Source organism: Cognatishimia activa, assembly GCF_017798205.1.
GTDB classification, from domain to species: domain Bacteria; phylum Pseudomonadota; class Alphaproteobacteria; order Rhodobacterales; family Rhodobacteraceae; genus Cognatishimia; species Cognatishimia activa_A.
Genome location: NZ_CP060010.1, coordinates 1,132,562 through 1,146,754, shown reverse-complemented (window position 1 = coordinate 1,146,754; position 14,193 = coordinate 1,132,562). Strand labels below are relative to the sequence as shown.

Below are 14,193 nucleotides of genomic sequence, written 5' to 3'. Positions count from 1 at the left end.
TCAGGCGCCGACCGGACGCAGCATTTCGCGGCTGATGATGTGGCGCTGGATCTCGGAAGTGCCTTCCCAGATACGTTCCACACGCGCGTCGCGCCAGATGCGTTCCAGAGGTAGCTCGTCCATCAGGCCCATGCCGCCGTGGATCTGGATAGCCTCATCGGCAATCATCGCCAGCGCTTCGGTCGCCTTGAGTTTCGCCATGGACATGTCGGACTCCGTCACGGTGCCCTGCTCAAACTTCCAACCGCCGTTCCAGGTCAGAAGCTCTGCGGCTTTCAGCTCGGTTGCCATGTCGGCCAGTTTGAAGGATACACCTTGGAACTTACCGATCTGTTGGCCGAACTGTTTGCGTTCCGCGCAATAGTCGATGGAATGCTGCAGCGCACGTTCCGCGCGGCCCAAGCAGGTTGCTGCGACTTGCAGACGGGTTGCGCCCAGCCAGTCGTTGGCCACTTGGAAGCCCTTGTGGACTTCGCCCAGAACCGCGGATGCCGGCAGGCGGCAGTCGTCAAATTCCAGTACCTGGTTGGTGTAGCCACGGTGGGAGACGTTGCGATAGCCTTCGCGGACGGTGAAGCCCGGGGTGCCTTTATCGACGAAGAACGCTGTGATCAGTTTCTTTTTACCGCGCGGCGTATCTTCTTCGCCGGTCGCCATGAAGACGATCGCAAAGCCTGCAATATCTGCGTGAGAGATGAAGTGCTTGGTTCCGTTCAGGATCCAGTCGTCGCCGTCCTGACGCGCTGTCGCCTTCATGCCGCGCAGGTCAGAGCCCGCATCTGGCTCGGTCATTGCAAGGCAATCCCAGGTCTCGCCCTTCATGCAAGGGTAGAGGTATTTCTCTTTTTGCTCGTCTGTTCCTGCAAGCAGGATGTTGGAGGGGCGTGCAACGCCGGTCCAGTGCAGCGCATAGTTGGTGCGGCCGAGCTCTTTTTCATACATCAGCCATGTCAGCGTATCGAGGCCAGCGCCGCCGACTTCTTCTGGCATGTTGGCCGCGTAAAGGCCCGCTTCCATCGCCTTTTGCTGAACGTCCTTGATGACATCCATATCCAGATGTCCGGTGCGTTCGATTTCCGCTTCATGCGGGTAGAGTTCATTCTCTACGAAAGCACGCACCGTATCTTGGATCATTTGTTGTTCTTCAGTGAGGCCGAAGTGCATGGCAGAATCTCCTTAGTTATTGCGCGCAACATGCCGCTCTTGACCAAGGGTATCGTGCAGGATTAGATCAAAATCATGCCAAATTGGACAAAATCAACATCCGAGACCGAGACCTTCGATATCCTGCTGTTTGACGGATTTTCGAACCTATGTCTTGCCAATACGATTGAACCGCTCAGGGCGGCCAATATGATTTCGGCAAAGCCTTTGTATCATTGGCGGATCCTGACTTTGTCCGGAGAGCCAGCGACCAGTTCGAGTGGGCTGCGCGTGACGCCAGATTCTCAGCTTGGACAACACTCTGGGGCTTTGTTGGCGGTGATGCCCTCTTACGGATTTCGTGAGCTCGCAGGGTGGCGCAGTCAAGCGGCTTTGCGCGCAGCGGCCTCGCGCTATCCGGTGATTGCCGGGCTGGATACGGGCGCTTGGCTGATGGCGACAGCCGGACTCTTGGCGGGTTATCGGGCCACCATCCACTGGGAGGAACTGACGGGTTTTGCCGAAAGGTTTTCTGACATTGAAACGGTGCGCGAACGCTTTGTGATCGATCAGGATCGTATTACGTGCTCGGGGGCACGCGCCGCGTATGATTTGACCCATCATTTGATTGGAGAAACCCATGGGCAGGCGCTGGCATTGGAAGTGGGGCAGCTTTTGATGGCGCGCGACCGTTCAACAAGCGGGGAAGTCACGACGGTGGATCAGGCGATCTCTATCATGGCAGCAAATCTGGAAATGCCGCTTTCGATCGGAGAGGTTGCCCGGCATTGCGGCCAGACCCAAAAGGCTTTGGAAACACGCATGCAGGCGACCTATGGGGCTAGCCCGCGCACGATTTATCGCCGGCTTCGCCTTAATCAAGCTCGCAAACTCTCGCGAGAAACCAGTTTGTCGGTGCGCGAAATTGCATTGCGGTGCGGGTATGATGATCCGTCGGCCTTTACGCGCGCATTCAAGTCAGAATTCGGAACGACACCGCGCGACCTCCGCTCCGCGGATGTAGCCTGACGGGTTTTCGCTTTGGCTTGAAAGAGAATTCGCAAAAGCTTCATTTTCACATGCTTGAACCGACCAAAGTCTCGTGACAGAGTGCGACATGGAGCAACAAAAATTAAAAACATGGGCCGAAAGCGCCCCCCGCCTCATTAACACAGCCGCTGGCCGCACCCCTGCCGATTTGGTGATCAAATCAGGCCGCTGGGTGAATGTGCATACCTGCGAAATTCTAGCAGATCATGATATCGCGATTGTGGAAGGCCGCATTGCCTACGTAGGCCCTGACGCAAGCCACTGCATTGGCGAGGACACTGAGATCATCGAGGCCGAGGGACGCTATATGATCCCGGGTCTCTGCGACGGTCATATGCATATTGAATCGGGCATGCTGACGCCCGCAGAATTTGCCCGCGCGGTGATCCCGCATGGCACGACCACGATGTTTACCGACCCGCATGAAATCGCCAATGTTCTTGGCCTTGAAGGCGTGCGGATGATGCATGACGAGGCGATGATGCAGCCCGTCAATATCTTTACGCAGATGCCGAGCTGCGCGCCCTCTGCGCCCGGGCTCGAAACAACCGGCTATGAAATCACGCCCGAAGATGTCACCGAGGCCATGAGCTGGCCCGGTATCATCGGCTTGGGCGAGATGATGAACTTCCCCGGCGTGATCAACGCTGATCCCAAGATGCTCGCGGAAATGGCCGCGACGCAGGCGGCGGGCAAGACCATTGGTGGCCACTATGCCTCGCCCGATCTGGGTCCGAATTTCCACGCCTATGCGGCCGGAGGGCCGGCGGATGATCACGAAGGCACGTGCGAAGCCGACGCGATCATGCGGGTGCGTCAGGGGATGCGCTCGATGATGCGGTTGGGGTCTGCGTGGTATGACGTGGAAACCCAGATTACGGCGGTGACGGAAAGGGGGCTGGATCCTCGGAATTTCATCCTTTGTACGGATGACTGCCACTCGGGGACTTTGGTCAATGATGGCCATATGAACCGCGTTGTGCGCCATGCGATTGATTGTGGATGCGACCCTGTGGTGGCGCTTCAGATGGCGACGATCAATACGGCGACCCATTTCGGATTAGAGCGGGAATTAGGCTCTATAACACCCGGAAGACGGGCGGATGTGATCCTGACGTCGGATCTGAAAACGCTCCCAATCGAGCATGTGATTGCCGGTGGCGTGACCATCGCGAAGGATGGAGAAGGGTTGGCGGATTGCCCGCACCTCAACTGGCCAGACCATGCGCGTCAGACGGTGCATCTGGGCAAAACCCGCGTTGCAGAGGACTTCCACATCAAAGCACCAGAGGGTGCGAATGCGGTGACGGCGAATGTCATCGGCGTTGTGGAAAACCAAGCGCCCACGAAGGCGCTAAAGGCCGAACTGGCCGTCGAAGATGGCCTTGTACAAATGGACGTCGAGAAAGACGTCTGCCAGATCGCTCTGGTCGAGCGCCACCAAGCGCTGGGCACCACGGTGAATGGGTTCGTCAGCGGCTTTGGCTATGAGGGGCGCATGGCGATGGCCTCGACCGTCGCGCATGACAGCCACCATATGATCGTCGTCGGCACCAGCCATGAAGACATGGCTCTGGCGGCCAATCGGTTGGGAGACGTCGGCGGTGGCGTGACCGTCTTTAAAGACGGCAAAGAGATCGCTTTGGTCGAATTGCCCATCGCGGGCCTGATGTCCGACGAGCCCGCGAAAACAGTCTCTGCAAAGGCGCAAAACATGGTCGACGCCATGGAGGCTTGCGGCTGTACGCTGAACAATGCCTACATGCAGCATTCGCTTTTGGCGCTGGTTGTGATCCCTGAAATCAGGATCAGCGACCTTGGCCTTGTGGACGTGACCAAATTTGAAATGACTGATGTAATTGAGGCCGTGCAATGACGCCCGTATCTCTTCCGATTGAAACCGTCGTGGCGACACCGACCGAAAGCTTCACCGATGCGAAGGCCGCGGTTGATCGCCTCTGCAGCCTTTATGCGGAGGCCACTGAATTTCTGACGCAGAAATTCACGACGACTCTGGCCAACGGCCCCGAAGGTCGCCGAATTCGTGCGTTCTATCCAGAGATCCGGATCACCACGACCAGTTTCGCAGGCATCGACAGCCGCCTGTCCTTTGGCCATGTCGCAGAACCCGGCGTCTATGCAACCACCGTCACACGTCCCGACTTGTTTCGGCACTATCTTGAACAACAGATTGGTCTGTTGATCGAGAACCACGGTGTTGGCGTTGAGATCGGCTATTCGGACACGCCCATTCCGGTGCATTTCGCGGTGCCCAGCGATGTCGAAGTCCCGCAAATGGGCTCTGCCAGCTTTCCATTGCGCGACATCTTTGATGTGCCGGATCTCGACACCACCAATGATGACATTGTGAATGGAGTGGATGTCACCAAGGATGGCGAAGCACATCCTTTGTCCCCCTTCACGGCACAGCGCGTGGATTACTCGTTGGCGCGTCTGGCGCATTATACCGCCACAGCGCCCGAGCATTTCCAGAACCACGTTCTCTTCACGAACTACCAGTTCTATTTCAGCGAGTTTGAGGCCTACGCCCGCAAGATGCTCGCGGATCCCGACAGCGGCTATACGAGCTTTGTGTCGACTGGAAACCACGAGATCACGACCGCAGATGCCGAGATCCCGATGGTTGAGAAACAGCCGCAGATGCCGACCTACCACTTGAAACGCAAAAACGGCTCAGGGATCACTTTGGTCAATATCGGGGTCGGCCCATCGAACGCGAAAACGGCGACGGACCACATCGCGGTGTTGCGTCCGCATGCTTGGTTGATGGTCGGCCACTGCGCAGGCCTCAGGAATTCCCAAAGCCTTGGCGATTTTGTCCTCGCCCATTCCTACCTTCGCGAAGATCACGTCTTGGACGACGATTTGCCGATCTGGGTGCCGATCCCGCCGCTTGCGGAAATCCAGGTCGCGCTAGAGAACGCTGTGGCCGATGTCACCGAACTCTCGGGCTTTGAGCTGAAACGCATTATGCGGACGGGCACTGTTGCCACCATCGACAACCGCAACTGGGAACTCCGCGAAACATCCGGTCCCGTACAGCGCCTCAGCCAGTCGCGCGCCGTTGCTTTGGATATGGAGAGCGCAACGATTGCCGCAAATGGATTCCGGTTCCGTGTTCCCTACGGCACGCTGCTTTGCGTTTCCGACAAGCCCCTCCACGGAGAACTCAAGCTCCCGGGCATGGCCAGCGACTTTTACAAGACGCAGGTTGCGCGCCATTTGTTGATTGGAATCCGTGCGATGGAGTCCCTAAGGGATATGCCATTGGAACGTCTGCATTCGCGGAAATTGCGGTCATTTGACGAAACCGCCTTCCTCTGATGCAAATTTTCTGTGGATAACCCGACGAAACTTGCGATTTTCGGCTGATTTCGGCGTCAATGGTTCAGCATTTCGTTGTGTTCGTCGCGAAAAGCCCTTTAAATGTTGGCGATGAGGCCCAAAACACGGGCAGACTTAAGGAGACCATAAAATGGCAAAACCGATGACCAAAACTCAGCTCGTCGCCGCTCTGGCCGAGGAAATGGGGTCTGACAAAAAATCCGCTGGTGCAGCTCTGGACGCCGTATGCGCGCTGATCACCCGCGAAGTTTCTGGCGGTGGCGCTGTCACCCTGCCAGGCGTTGGTAAAATCTACTGCCGCGAGCGCCCAGAGCGCATGGTGCGCAACCCAGCCACCGGCGAGCAGATCAAGAAAGAAGCAGACAAGGTTGTGAAAATGACCATCGCCAAAGCGCTGAAAGACAGCGTGAACGGCTAAGCTCTGGCTTTCCTGTTTATGAGAGAGGGTCGCTTCGGCGACCCTTTTCTTTTGCCTTATCGCTGATCAAAAACCCACCGCAAAATCGCTAACGCGTCGGCGGTTTCTTCCTCGTTCATACCACAATAGCCCAGAACCAAGCCGTTTCCTTTAGGCGTTCCTGCATAAAAGCGTGACAAGGCCTGCACTGTGACGCCTGCATGCGCGGCCAGCTCTTCGATGTGGCGGTCGTTTAGATGAGGTTTCAAGTGTAGCGCGATCTGCATGCCCGCCTGATGATCTTTGACCGCTCCGATATCCTCAAAATCCCGCGCGAGGGCCTCAAGCAGGAACGCACGTCTGCGCCCATAGTGCCGCCGGACACGTCGAAGGTGGCGATAGAACTCACCACTTTGCATGAACTCCGCCAATGGAGCCTGCGGCGTGACGCTGGCGCGGCTGCCAAAGCGCCGGAGCATCTGTGCGAAACGATCTCGCAACGCCAAAGGAGGGATGACGTAGCCCAAGCGCAAGCCAGAGGAAAATACCTTGGAAAAGCTACCCACATAGATCGTGCGATTGAGATCATCAAACCCCGCCATCGCAGGGATCGGACGTCCGGCAAAGCGAAACTCGCTGTCGTAATCGTCTTCCACGATCCAGCTTTGCGTCGCTCCCGCCCAGGCCAGAAATTCCTGGCGGCGGTTGGCCGACATTGTGCCGCCTAGGGGATATTGGTGGGAAGGTGTTAGCACCGCAAAGGCCGCCTCTTGTTCGGGCACGCAGGCACCTTGATCGTCCAGCGCCATATCAACCGTACGCATCCCCATGGCTTCGACTTGCCGTCTCATGGGCTGATATCCCGGGTTTTCCAAGGCGATCGGATCACCCGCTTTGCTCAGGGCTCGCAGACAAAGTTCTAGGCCCTCAATCGATCCTGCGGTGACAAAGATCTGCTCTGGAACCGCACGCACCCCGCGCCACTCCCGCACATGCTCGGCAATGGCCTCGCGCAGGGCCGGAAACCCTTGTAACGACTGCGACACCAATAGATCCTCGGGTCGTTTGCGCGCCACCCGTGCTACGGTTTTGGCCCAGGCGCGATATGGAAACAGACGCATGTCCGGATTGCCTGACAGAAATCCATAAGGCGCATCCTCGGGTGGAAGGCTATTCAGGCCGGTCGGTGCAGGCACCACGTCAATTTCAGGTGTCTCGACGACACAGACCTCATAGCCCGCCCCTTGTCGGCCTTCGATATAGCCCTCGGCCACCAGTTGCTCATAGGCCATGACGACCGTCGAGCGCGATACGCCTAATTCCTCGGCAAAGCTCCGCGTCGGCGGGAGCTTCGTGCCCTTCGGTTTGGTCCCTTTGCGAATGTCCCGACGCAAGGCGTCGCAGATCTGCTCAAAGACCGGGGTCTTTTTGCTACGGTCGATGGTGAAGGCAAGCCAGGTCGATGACATCAGATTGGTCTGTTTGAAAAGTCAAAAATTGGGTGTTTATTCAAGTCCTATATCATGTGAGGTGAGGCGAAACATCAAGGACGATCTCATGACGCGCAGAAATCACCTCGGCCAACCCATCGGAGAAGATGTGCTCGGTTGGACCGGTGCAAAATGGCCAGAGCGCCGCGTGCTAAAAGGCCGCTATTGCTCGGTCGCACCTTTGTCTGCCAAAGCCCACGCGCGGGCGCTCTATGATGCCTATGCGCGGGACGAATCGGCGTCAGTCTGGACCTATATGTATGTAGGCCCGTTCGAGAATTTTGCAGACTTCGAAAGGCTGATTGCCGCGTATGAAGTCGCCAAGGATCCGCATTATTTTGCCATCCTCGACACAGAAGGCGCACCCATCGGCATAGCAAGCCTCATGCGGATCAAACCCGACGCTGGCAGCATAGAAGTCGGAGGCATCGCCTATGCGCCTGTCCTGCAACGCACCCCAGCCGCCACCGAAGCCATGAGCCTTCTGATGCGCTATGCTTTCGAGGATCTCGGCTATCGCCGCTATGAATGGAAATGCGACGCTTTGAACGCGCCATCCCGCCGCGCAGCCATCCGTCTCGGTTTTCAATACGAAGGCCTCTTCCGTCAAGCACTGGTCTACAAAGGCCGCAACCGAGACACCGCGTGGTTTGCCATTACCGATCAGGACTGGCCGAAGATCAAAGCAGCGCATGACGCATGGCTGTCACCTGACAACTTCGACTCAGAGGGCACCCAACGCCAGAGCCTAAGCACCCTCATTTCATCTTGCTGAAAATACTCTGGGGTGAGCAGGCTAGGCCTGCGAGGGGCAACGCCCCTTTGTGGAATGTGTCAATCCACACACGCATTCTTGAAGCGTGACGCCTGCTCTGTGAAATGACATCGAACACCGCATGGGCCATGGTGCGCCCATGGAATTGCTGTTCTTTGCCTATCTCGCGGGGCTTTTGACCCTGATCAACCCCTGCGTTCTGCCGGTGTTGCCGATTGTTGTGGCCTCAGCGTTGCAGGCGCATCGCCATGGACCTGCGGTGATGGCATTGGGCATGAGCCTATCCTTTGTGGTGCTGGGCGTATCAATCACGGCATTTGGATATGCCATCGGACTGACCACAGACGACATTTCCCGTGCAGGCGCGGTTCTGATGATTGGCTTTGGTCTGATCCTGCTCATTCCGCGCTTTTCCTCTGCCTTTTCCCTCGCGACCGCTGGGGTGGCGTCTTCTGCAGACAGCCAGCTCGATCAGATCGATCGCTCGACCCTAAGGGGCCAATTCCTCGGTGGCCTTCTTTTGGGCATGGTCTGGAGCCCCTGCGTTGGGCCCACCCTCGGCGGCGCAATTTCTTTGGCCTCGCAAGGCGAGTCTCTGGCCTGGGCGACCCTCATCATGGTGTTTTTTGCACTGGGCGTATCTACGTTGATCCTCGCGCTGGGCTACGGCGCCCGCGCCGCCCTGATGCGCCGTCAGGACACGCTGCGCAAAATCGCCACCGCCGCCCGCCCGCTGATGGGCCTGATTTTCACCGCCGTCGGACTGATGCTCTTTTTCCGTTGGCACCATATCATCGAAGCCTGGCTGCTGGATCGCATGCCGCTTTGGCTTCTGGACCTTTCTGTCGCGTTCTAAGGAGATTTCAACATGAACCGTCGTGACTTTATGCTTCTGACTGCCGCCGTATCGACTGTGCCCGCACTGGGCTATGCCTCGGTGGATTACACCAAAGGCCTGATCGAAAAACACCTGGCCGCTGGCGACACCGTCTATGTGGATTTCAAAACCGACTGGTGCTCAACCTGCCGTGCGATGGCGCGCCGTCTGGACGTGCTCCGCGAGGAAAACCCAGCCTACGACAAGCACATCGTTTTCATCGACGTGGATTTTGATCGCTGGGGCGGTAGCAGCCTGACCAAAAAATGGAACGTGCCAAGCCGTTCTACTCATATCGTTCTAAAGGGCGATCAGGAATTGGGCCGCGTCTATGCGAAAAGCTCTGCGCGCGCGATCGGCGGGTTGCTGGACATCGCGCTCGAGGCGGCGACCGCAACCTCCTAAGGCGTTGCCTGAGCAAACCCCATGTGCCATCTCTTGGGGACACAACCCAAGAGATGAATGCACATGACACAGAAAGTCGCTTTGGTTACCGGAGCCGCGAGAGGCATTGGTCTCGGGACCACGCGATTGTTCCTGAAATCAGGCTGGCGCGTTGCAATGGTCGATTGGGATGGTGCCGAGCTGACCTCTGCATCCGCAGATTTAGAACAGGTTCTTCCTATTGAGTGCGATGTCTCAAATCCCAGCGACGTCGAAGATATCCTTTCAAAGACGCTGAGCGCATTTGGCCAAGTCGATGCATTGATTAACAACGCAGGCGTCGCCGACTTTGGGCCAATTGAAGAGACCGATTTCGAACGGTGGCGTCGCGTTATGGCAACGAATTTGGATGGGGTCTTTCTTATGTCTCAAGCGGCGACACCAGTTTTGAAAGCGACCAAGGGCAACATAGTGAATATCGCTTCAATCTCGGGCCTGCGCGCGTCTACCCTGCGCGTGGCGTATGGCACGTCAAAAGCGGCTGTGATCCAACTGACGAAACAGCAAGCCGCGGAATTGGGCGAATACGGAATTCGAGCAAATTGTGTGTGCCCTGGCCCTGTGCGAACCAAGCTCGCGATGGCTGTGCACTCGCAGGACATCATTGATGCCTATCATGATGCCATTCCTCTCAATCGCTATGGAAGCGAAGAAGAGATCGCAGAGGCAATTTGTTTTCTAGCCTCTGACAAAGCCAGCTATATTACGGGGCAGATCCTGGCGGCTGATGGTGGATTTGACTCAACCGGTGTTGGCCTGCCAGCTTTGCGCAAGTCGTAATCGCGTTCACAGCTCTGTCAGATTATGGCAACAAACCTTTGAATTCCAACGACGCGCGCCATCTATTGGACAGGACACATATTTGGAGGTTCTTATGACCCAATATCGCAAAGACCCTGATGTCATCGCAAATCTGACGGACGAGCAGTTCTGGGTGACGCAACAAAGCGGGACCGAACGGCCTGGTTCAGGGAAATTGCTTTATAACAAAGAGCCCGGGATCTATGTCGATGTTGTCTCGGGTGAACCTTTGTTTGCCAGTTCCGACAAATATGAATCGGGCTGTGGCTGGCCGAGCTTTACCAAACCTATCGAAGCGGCTCATGTTACCGAACACCACGACGCCACGCATGGTATGATCCGCACCGAGGTGCGTTCAAAACATGGCGACAGCCATCTGGGGCATGTCTTTCCGGACGGACCTCAGGATCGGGGTGGTTTGCGCTATTGCATCAACTCAGCCAGCCTTCGGTTCGTGCATCGCGATGACATGGAGACCGAAGGCTATGGCGCCTATATCGATCAAGTGGAGAACGTAGCATGAGTGAACGTGCAGTATTGGCCGGGGGGTGTTTCTGGGGCATGGAGGATCTGATCCGTCGCCAAAAAGGTGTTCTGAAAACCCGCGTTGGCTATACCGGCGGCGATGTGCCGAACGCGACCTATCGCAACCATGGCACCCATGCCGAAGGCATCGAGATTATTTTTGATCCGGCTCAGACCTCCTATCGCGAGATCCTGGAGTTCTTTTTCCAGATCCACGACCCGACCACGGTGAACCGTCAGGGCAATGATATCGGGACGTCCTATCGCTCGGCGATCTACTATGTCGACGAGGCACAGAAAGCCGTCGCGCTGGACACCATTGCGGATGTCGATGTGTCAGGCCTTTGGCCCGGGAAAGTGGTCACCGAAGTCGAACCGGTCAGCGATTTTTGGGAGGCTGAGGACTATCATCAGGACTATCTGGTGAAGAACCCTCGCGGCTACACTTGTCACTTCCCACGTGCGGGCTGGGTTTTGCCAAAACGAGCGGCTGAATAGGCGCTGCTTTCACGCCAAGGTCAGTCCTCAAAGATCGCCACGGCGCGTACAAAACCTGCTGATGCGCCTTTGATCTTGAACGGAAAGCACGAAATTTCAAACCCAGTGGCTGGCAGCTCTTCTAGGGCTGTCAGTTTTTCAATGTGGCAATAGCCGATCTCCATCGAGGCCCGATGGCCTTCCCAGATCAAGGATGGATCTTGGGTCTCTGCATAGGCCTTGGCGGTCAGCGCAAACGGCGCGTCCCAACTCCAGGCATCCGTGCCCGTGACGCGCACACCGCGTTCCGTCAGGAAAAGCGTCGCCTCACGCCCCATACCGCAGCCTTTGAGAAAATAGTCGGGCTGGCCGTAATGCGTCCCTGCCGACGTGTTCACAACGACAATATCCAAGGGCTTGAGGGTATGGCCGATCCGGTCAAGCTCGGCTTCAACATCGGCGGCTGTGACGACATAGCCGTCCTCAAAATGGCGGAAATCCAGTTTCACGCCGGTGTTCATGCACCACTCCAGTGGGACTTCGTCGATAGTGATCGCGCGCTCCCCGTTGTTCATGGTTGAATGGTGGTGGTAGGGCGCATCCAGGTGTGTGCCGTTATGGGTCGCGACCTTGAGGCGCTCAATCGCCCAACCTTCGCCGCCTGGAAGATCTTCTTTGGCGAGGCCCGGAAAGAAGGACATCACCTGCTCGGCGGTTTGGTCATGGGTTAAGTATTCGATTTCAGGCAACATGATCGGGGGATCAGACACGATCCCCATTTCCAAAGGCACGGAAAGATCAACGAAACGACGCGGCATGGGGTTCTCCGAAATGAGGCTCTATTCCACCGCAATACGCGGGCGACCAGAGGCTTCGACAAGGATATCGGCCTCGATGAATACCTCACGGTTTTCAGCCTGAGCGGATTTCACGTCGCGCAGAGCTGTGACCTGAATACCCTCAGCGCCAGCCGCTTTTGCGTCCTCAAGGGCGCCAGCGCGCAGCCAGTCTTCAAGCCGTTTCATCGCCTGTTCGGCCGTGCCATAGTCCTCGGGTTCCGCATCAAGATGCACGCGGAACCGGCCCTCGGACGGTGACGTCACTGTCCCGCGTCGCCGGATTGTGACCTGCCCGACCACAGCCCCAATCGCATTGGCAACCCCTGCATGGTCCGGCAAGATCATCTCGCAATTCAGCGCATTGCCGACCGCAGGGTAGTAGCTTTTGGCAGAGGCACCCAAGCCGATCACCGGGAGGTTAAGCCCCGCATCCATCCGCAGAATGCCACGATGCCCCGAGAGCGCCGCCGCCAACATGTTCGACCGCGCCAGATCCGCAGAGGTTCCGGCAAAATCATGGGCCTCTTCGGCGAAAGCAGTCTCTAGCAAAGCCCATTTGGTCTGATCCGTCAGCTGATCGATGATGATCTTTGCCATGTCGATGGCGGATTTCGCCAAGGGGTTTCCCGCGCCCGTGCGACGGCGGCCAAACAGCATCAGCGCCTTCTCTGCCGCGTCACGATCCCAAACCGAGACCTTACCCATAACATGGCTTGCATCCGATGGAGTCACGCCAGCGATCTGCACCAATCCGCGCTCAACCAGACGTCGCAAGGCCTTGGCGTCGAGCCGGTTGCGAAGCACATCGCCAAATGGACGCAAACTATCGCCCAAACGGTCCAAAAGATCCGCCTCGCGCCCCTCAAGACCCACAGGTGTCTTACCCAGGACACGCCGCGCAAAACGCGCATCGTGATCGCCGGGCGCGCTGTTGCCCAATTGGCGGTCCAGAACCTCATGCACCATCTCGGGCGCGTCAAGCGCCACCAATGAGATAGGCAACAAGCGGCGCGGACCAAGGGTGACTCCGCCCTTGAGGCCTTCGCCTACGAAGTGGACCTCTGAGTCGCCGCCTAGGCCTGTCGTGCGCATTGCAACAGCCTCGACCATCGTGCGAAATGGACCCACGCGCGCACCGTCCGGGTCAATCGCAGGGCGCCCGTCCGTTAATAGGCAGACGTCGGTCGTGGTGCCGCCAATATCGCTGACGAGGGCGTGGTCGGCCTGCGTCATCCAGCGTGCACCGACGATAGAGGCCGCAGGGCCCGACAGGATCGTTTCAATCGGGCGCTCGCGCGCAAAATCCGCCGAAATCAATGCGCCATCGCCGCGTACAACCATCAAGGGAGCAGTGATGCCCAGCTCTGTCAGCCGCGTTTCCGCGCGTGAGATCAGCCCGTCGATCATCCCGATCAACCGCGCATTCAGGATCGCGGTGAGCGCGCGTTTCGGCCCGTTCAATTTCGAAGACAGGTGATGCGAGCAGGTGACCGGTTTGCCTGTGGCCTCTTTGATCAGGCGCAGCGCTTCTTGCTCATGCGCCGGGTTGCGCGTGGCGAACTGCGCGGCGACCGCAAAGCCTGAAACGCCGTCACCATATTGGGTCAGCCAGTTCAAAAGCCCAACCTCATCCAAGGGTGCTTTTTCACCGCCAGCGTGGGTATGGCCGCCCTCAAGCACGACTGACGGGTCTCCCGCCAATGCATCACTTAGGCCGTGTTTCGCAAGGTCGCTTTCCTTAAACCCGATCAAGACCAGTGCCACGCGGCCGCCTTGTCCCTCAACCAAAGCATTGGTCGCCAAAGTCGTGGACAATGAGGCCAGAGAAATATCAGCAGGATCAACACCAGATTGGCTCAAAACCGCCTCAACCGCGCCGCCTATACCCTCGGCCAGATCATGGCGCGTTGTCAGGGATTTCGCGGAGGCAATCACCTCGGCCTCATCCCGGATCAGCACTGCGTCCGTATAGGTTCCTCCGGTATCAACACCCAGCGCCAGGCTCATGT

The 14,193-nt window shown here is 57.5% G+C and carries 14 protein-coding genes; 10 read left to right on the top strand and 4 right to left on the bottom strand.

What is annotated here, in order from left to right; translation table 11 throughout:
- Nucleotides 1–1,164, bottom strand: coding sequence for an acyl-CoA dehydrogenase family protein (locus tag HZ995_RS05540; protein WP_209357669.1), 1,164 nt, complete (start codon nt 1,162–1,164; stop codon nt 1–3).
- A gap of 75 nt (nt 1,165–1,239) precedes the next feature.
- Between HZ995_RS05540 and HZ995_RS05535 the strand changes: the two genes are divergently transcribed.
- The 4 genes from HZ995_RS05535 to HZ995_RS05520 all read left to right on the top strand — a co-directional run bounded on the left by HZ995_RS05535 (nt 1,240) and on the right by HZ995_RS05520 (nt 5,977).
- The gene (locus HZ995_RS05535; RefSeq protein ID WP_209357668.1) at nt 1,240–2,172 is read left to right on the top strand and encodes a GlxA family transcriptional regulator; all 933 of its coding nucleotides are present in this window, start codon (nt 1,240–1,242) and stop codon (nt 2,170–2,172) included.
- 88 nt (nt 2,173–2,260) lie between these two features.
- Nucleotides 2,261–4,069 (top strand): adenine deaminase, encoded by a 1,809-nt coding sequence (gene ade / locus HZ995_RS05530; protein WP_209357667.1) that lies wholly within the window; start codon nt 2,261–2,263, stop codon nt 4,067–4,069.
- Nucleotides 4,066–5,538, top strand: coding sequence for an AMP nucleosidase (locus HZ995_RS05525; protein ID WP_209357666.1), 1,473 nt, complete (start codon nt 4,066–4,068; stop codon nt 5,536–5,538). Before ade ends, HZ995_RS05525 begins: the two co-directional genes overlap by 4 nt.
- Before the next feature lie 151 nt (nt 5,539–5,689).
- Nucleotides 5,690–5,977, top strand: a complete 288-nt coding sequence (locus HZ995_RS05520; RefSeq protein WP_209357665.1) for an HU family DNA-binding protein — start codon at nt 5,690–5,692, stop codon at nt 5,975–5,977.
- A gap of 56 nt (nt 5,978–6,033) precedes the next feature.
- Here the strand turns inward: HZ995_RS05520 and HZ995_RS05515 are convergent, their stop codons facing one another.
- Nucleotides 6,034–7,425, bottom strand: coding sequence for a PLP-dependent aminotransferase family protein (locus tag HZ995_RS05515; RefSeq protein WP_209357664.1), 1,392 nt, complete (start codon nt 7,423–7,425; stop codon nt 6,034–6,036).
- A gap of 88 nt (nt 7,426–7,513) precedes the next feature.
- Here HZ995_RS05515 and HZ995_RS05510 point away from each other — a divergent pair, with 88 nt between their 5' ends.
- The 6 genes from HZ995_RS05510 (at nt 7,514) to msrA (ending at nt 11,366) form a co-directional block, all read left to right on the top strand.
- Nucleotides 7,514–8,221 (top strand): GNAT family N-acetyltransferase, encoded by a 708-nt coding sequence (locus HZ995_RS05510; RefSeq protein ID WP_209357663.1) that lies wholly within the window; start codon nt 7,514–7,516, stop codon nt 8,219–8,221.
- 139 nt (nt 8,222–8,360) lie between these two features.
- The gene (locus tag HZ995_RS05505) at nt 8,361–9,077 is read left to right on the top strand and encodes a cytochrome c biogenesis CcdA family protein (protein ID WP_209357662.1); all 717 of its coding nucleotides are present in this window, start codon (nt 8,361–8,363) and stop codon (nt 9,075–9,077) included.
- 12 nt (nt 9,078–9,089) lie between these two features.
- Entirely contained in the window at nt 9,090–9,503 is a 414-nt protein-coding gene (locus HZ995_RS05500; RefSeq protein ID WP_209357661.1) for a thioredoxin family protein, read from the top strand.
- A 63-nt stretch (nt 9,504–9,566) separates the two neighbouring features.
- Complete coding sequence (locus tag HZ995_RS05495; RefSeq protein WP_209357660.1) at nt 9,567–10,322, top strand: SDR family NAD(P)-dependent oxidoreductase; 756 nt, start codon at nt 9,567–9,569, stop codon at nt 10,320–10,322.
- Nucleotides 10,323–10,416: 94 nt separating this feature from the next.
- Nucleotides 10,417–10,866 carry a peptide-methionine (R)-S-oxide reductase MsrB gene (msrB, locus tag HZ995_RS05490; protein WP_209357659.1) on the top strand — a complete coding sequence of 150 codons (450 nt, stop codon included), beginning with the start codon at nt 10,417–10,419 and terminating at the stop codon, nt 10,864–10,866.
- Nucleotides 10,863–11,366 carry a peptide-methionine (S)-S-oxide reductase MsrA gene (msrA, locus tag HZ995_RS05485; RefSeq protein WP_209357658.1) on the top strand — a complete coding sequence of 168 codons (504 nt, stop codon included), beginning with the start codon at nt 10,863–10,865 and terminating at the stop codon, nt 11,364–11,366. The genes msrB and msrA overlap by 4 nt, the downstream gene beginning before the upstream one ends.
- Before the next feature lie 20 nt (nt 11,367–11,386).
- On the opposite strand, the gene HZ995_RS05480 is transcribed toward msrA, so the two are convergent.
- Both HZ995_RS05480 and HZ995_RS05475 read right to left on the bottom strand, forming a co-directional pair.
- Nucleotides 11,387–12,163, bottom strand: a complete 777-nt coding sequence (locus HZ995_RS05480; protein WP_209357657.1) for a cyclase family protein — start codon at nt 12,161–12,163, stop codon at nt 11,387–11,389.
- A 21-nt stretch (nt 12,164–12,184) separates the two neighbouring features.
- A complete protein-coding gene (locus HZ995_RS05475) occupies nt 12,185–14,191 on the bottom strand; it encodes a hydantoinase/oxoprolinase N-terminal domain-containing protein (protein ID WP_209357656.1) in 2,007 nt (668 codons plus the stop codon).
- Between the last annotated feature and the right edge of the window lie 2 nt (nt 14,192–14,193).

Coding starts and splice junctions, on each gene's coding strand:
- HZ995_RS05540 (WP_209357669.1), bottom strand. CDS start 1,164: ATGCACTTCGGCCTCACTGAAGAACAACAAATGATCCAAGATACGGTG.
- HZ995_RS05510 (WP_209357663.1), top strand. CDS start 7,514: ATGACGCGCAGAAATCACCTCGGCCAACCCATCGGAGAAGATGTGCTC.
- HZ995_RS05500 (WP_209357661.1), top strand. CDS start 9,090: ATGAACCGTCGTGACTTTATGCTTCTGACTGCCGCCGTATCGACTGTG.
- HZ995_RS05520 (WP_209357665.1), top strand. CDS start 5,690: ATGGCAAAACCGATGACCAAAACTCAGCTCGTCGCCGCTCTGGCCGAG.
- msrA (WP_209357658.1), top strand. CDS start 10,863: ATGAGTGAACGTGCAGTATTGGCCGGGGGGTGTTTCTGGGGCATGGAG.
- HZ995_RS05495 (WP_209357660.1), top strand. CDS start 9,567: ATGACACAGAAAGTCGCTTTGGTTACCGGAGCCGCGAGAGGCATTGGT.
- HZ995_RS05480 (WP_209357657.1), bottom strand. CDS start 12,163: ATGCCGCGTCGTTTCGTTGATCTTTCCGTGCCTTTGGAAATGGGGATC.
- HZ995_RS05525 (WP_209357666.1), top strand. CDS start 4,066: ATGACGCCCGTATCTCTTCCGATTGAAACCGTCGTGGCGACACCGACC.
- HZ995_RS05535 (WP_209357668.1), top strand. CDS start 1,240: ATGCCAAATTGGACAAAATCAACATCCGAGACCGAGACCTTCGATATC.
- ade (WP_209357667.1), top strand. CDS start 2,261: ATGGAGCAACAAAAATTAAAAACATGGGCCGAAAGCGCCCCCCGCCTC.
- HZ995_RS05505 (WP_209357662.1), top strand. CDS start 8,361: ATGGAATTGCTGTTCTTTGCCTATCTCGCGGGGCTTTTGACCCTGATC.
- msrB (WP_209357659.1), top strand. CDS start 10,417: ATGACCCAATATCGCAAAGACCCTGATGTCATCGCAAATCTGACGGAC.
- HZ995_RS05475 (WP_209357656.1), bottom strand. CDS start 14,191: ATGAGCCTGGCGCTGGGTGTTGATACCGGAGGAACCTATACGGACGCA.
- HZ995_RS05515 (WP_209357664.1), bottom strand. CDS start 7,425: ATGTCATCGACCTGGCTTGCCTTCACCATCGACCGTAGCAAAAAGACC.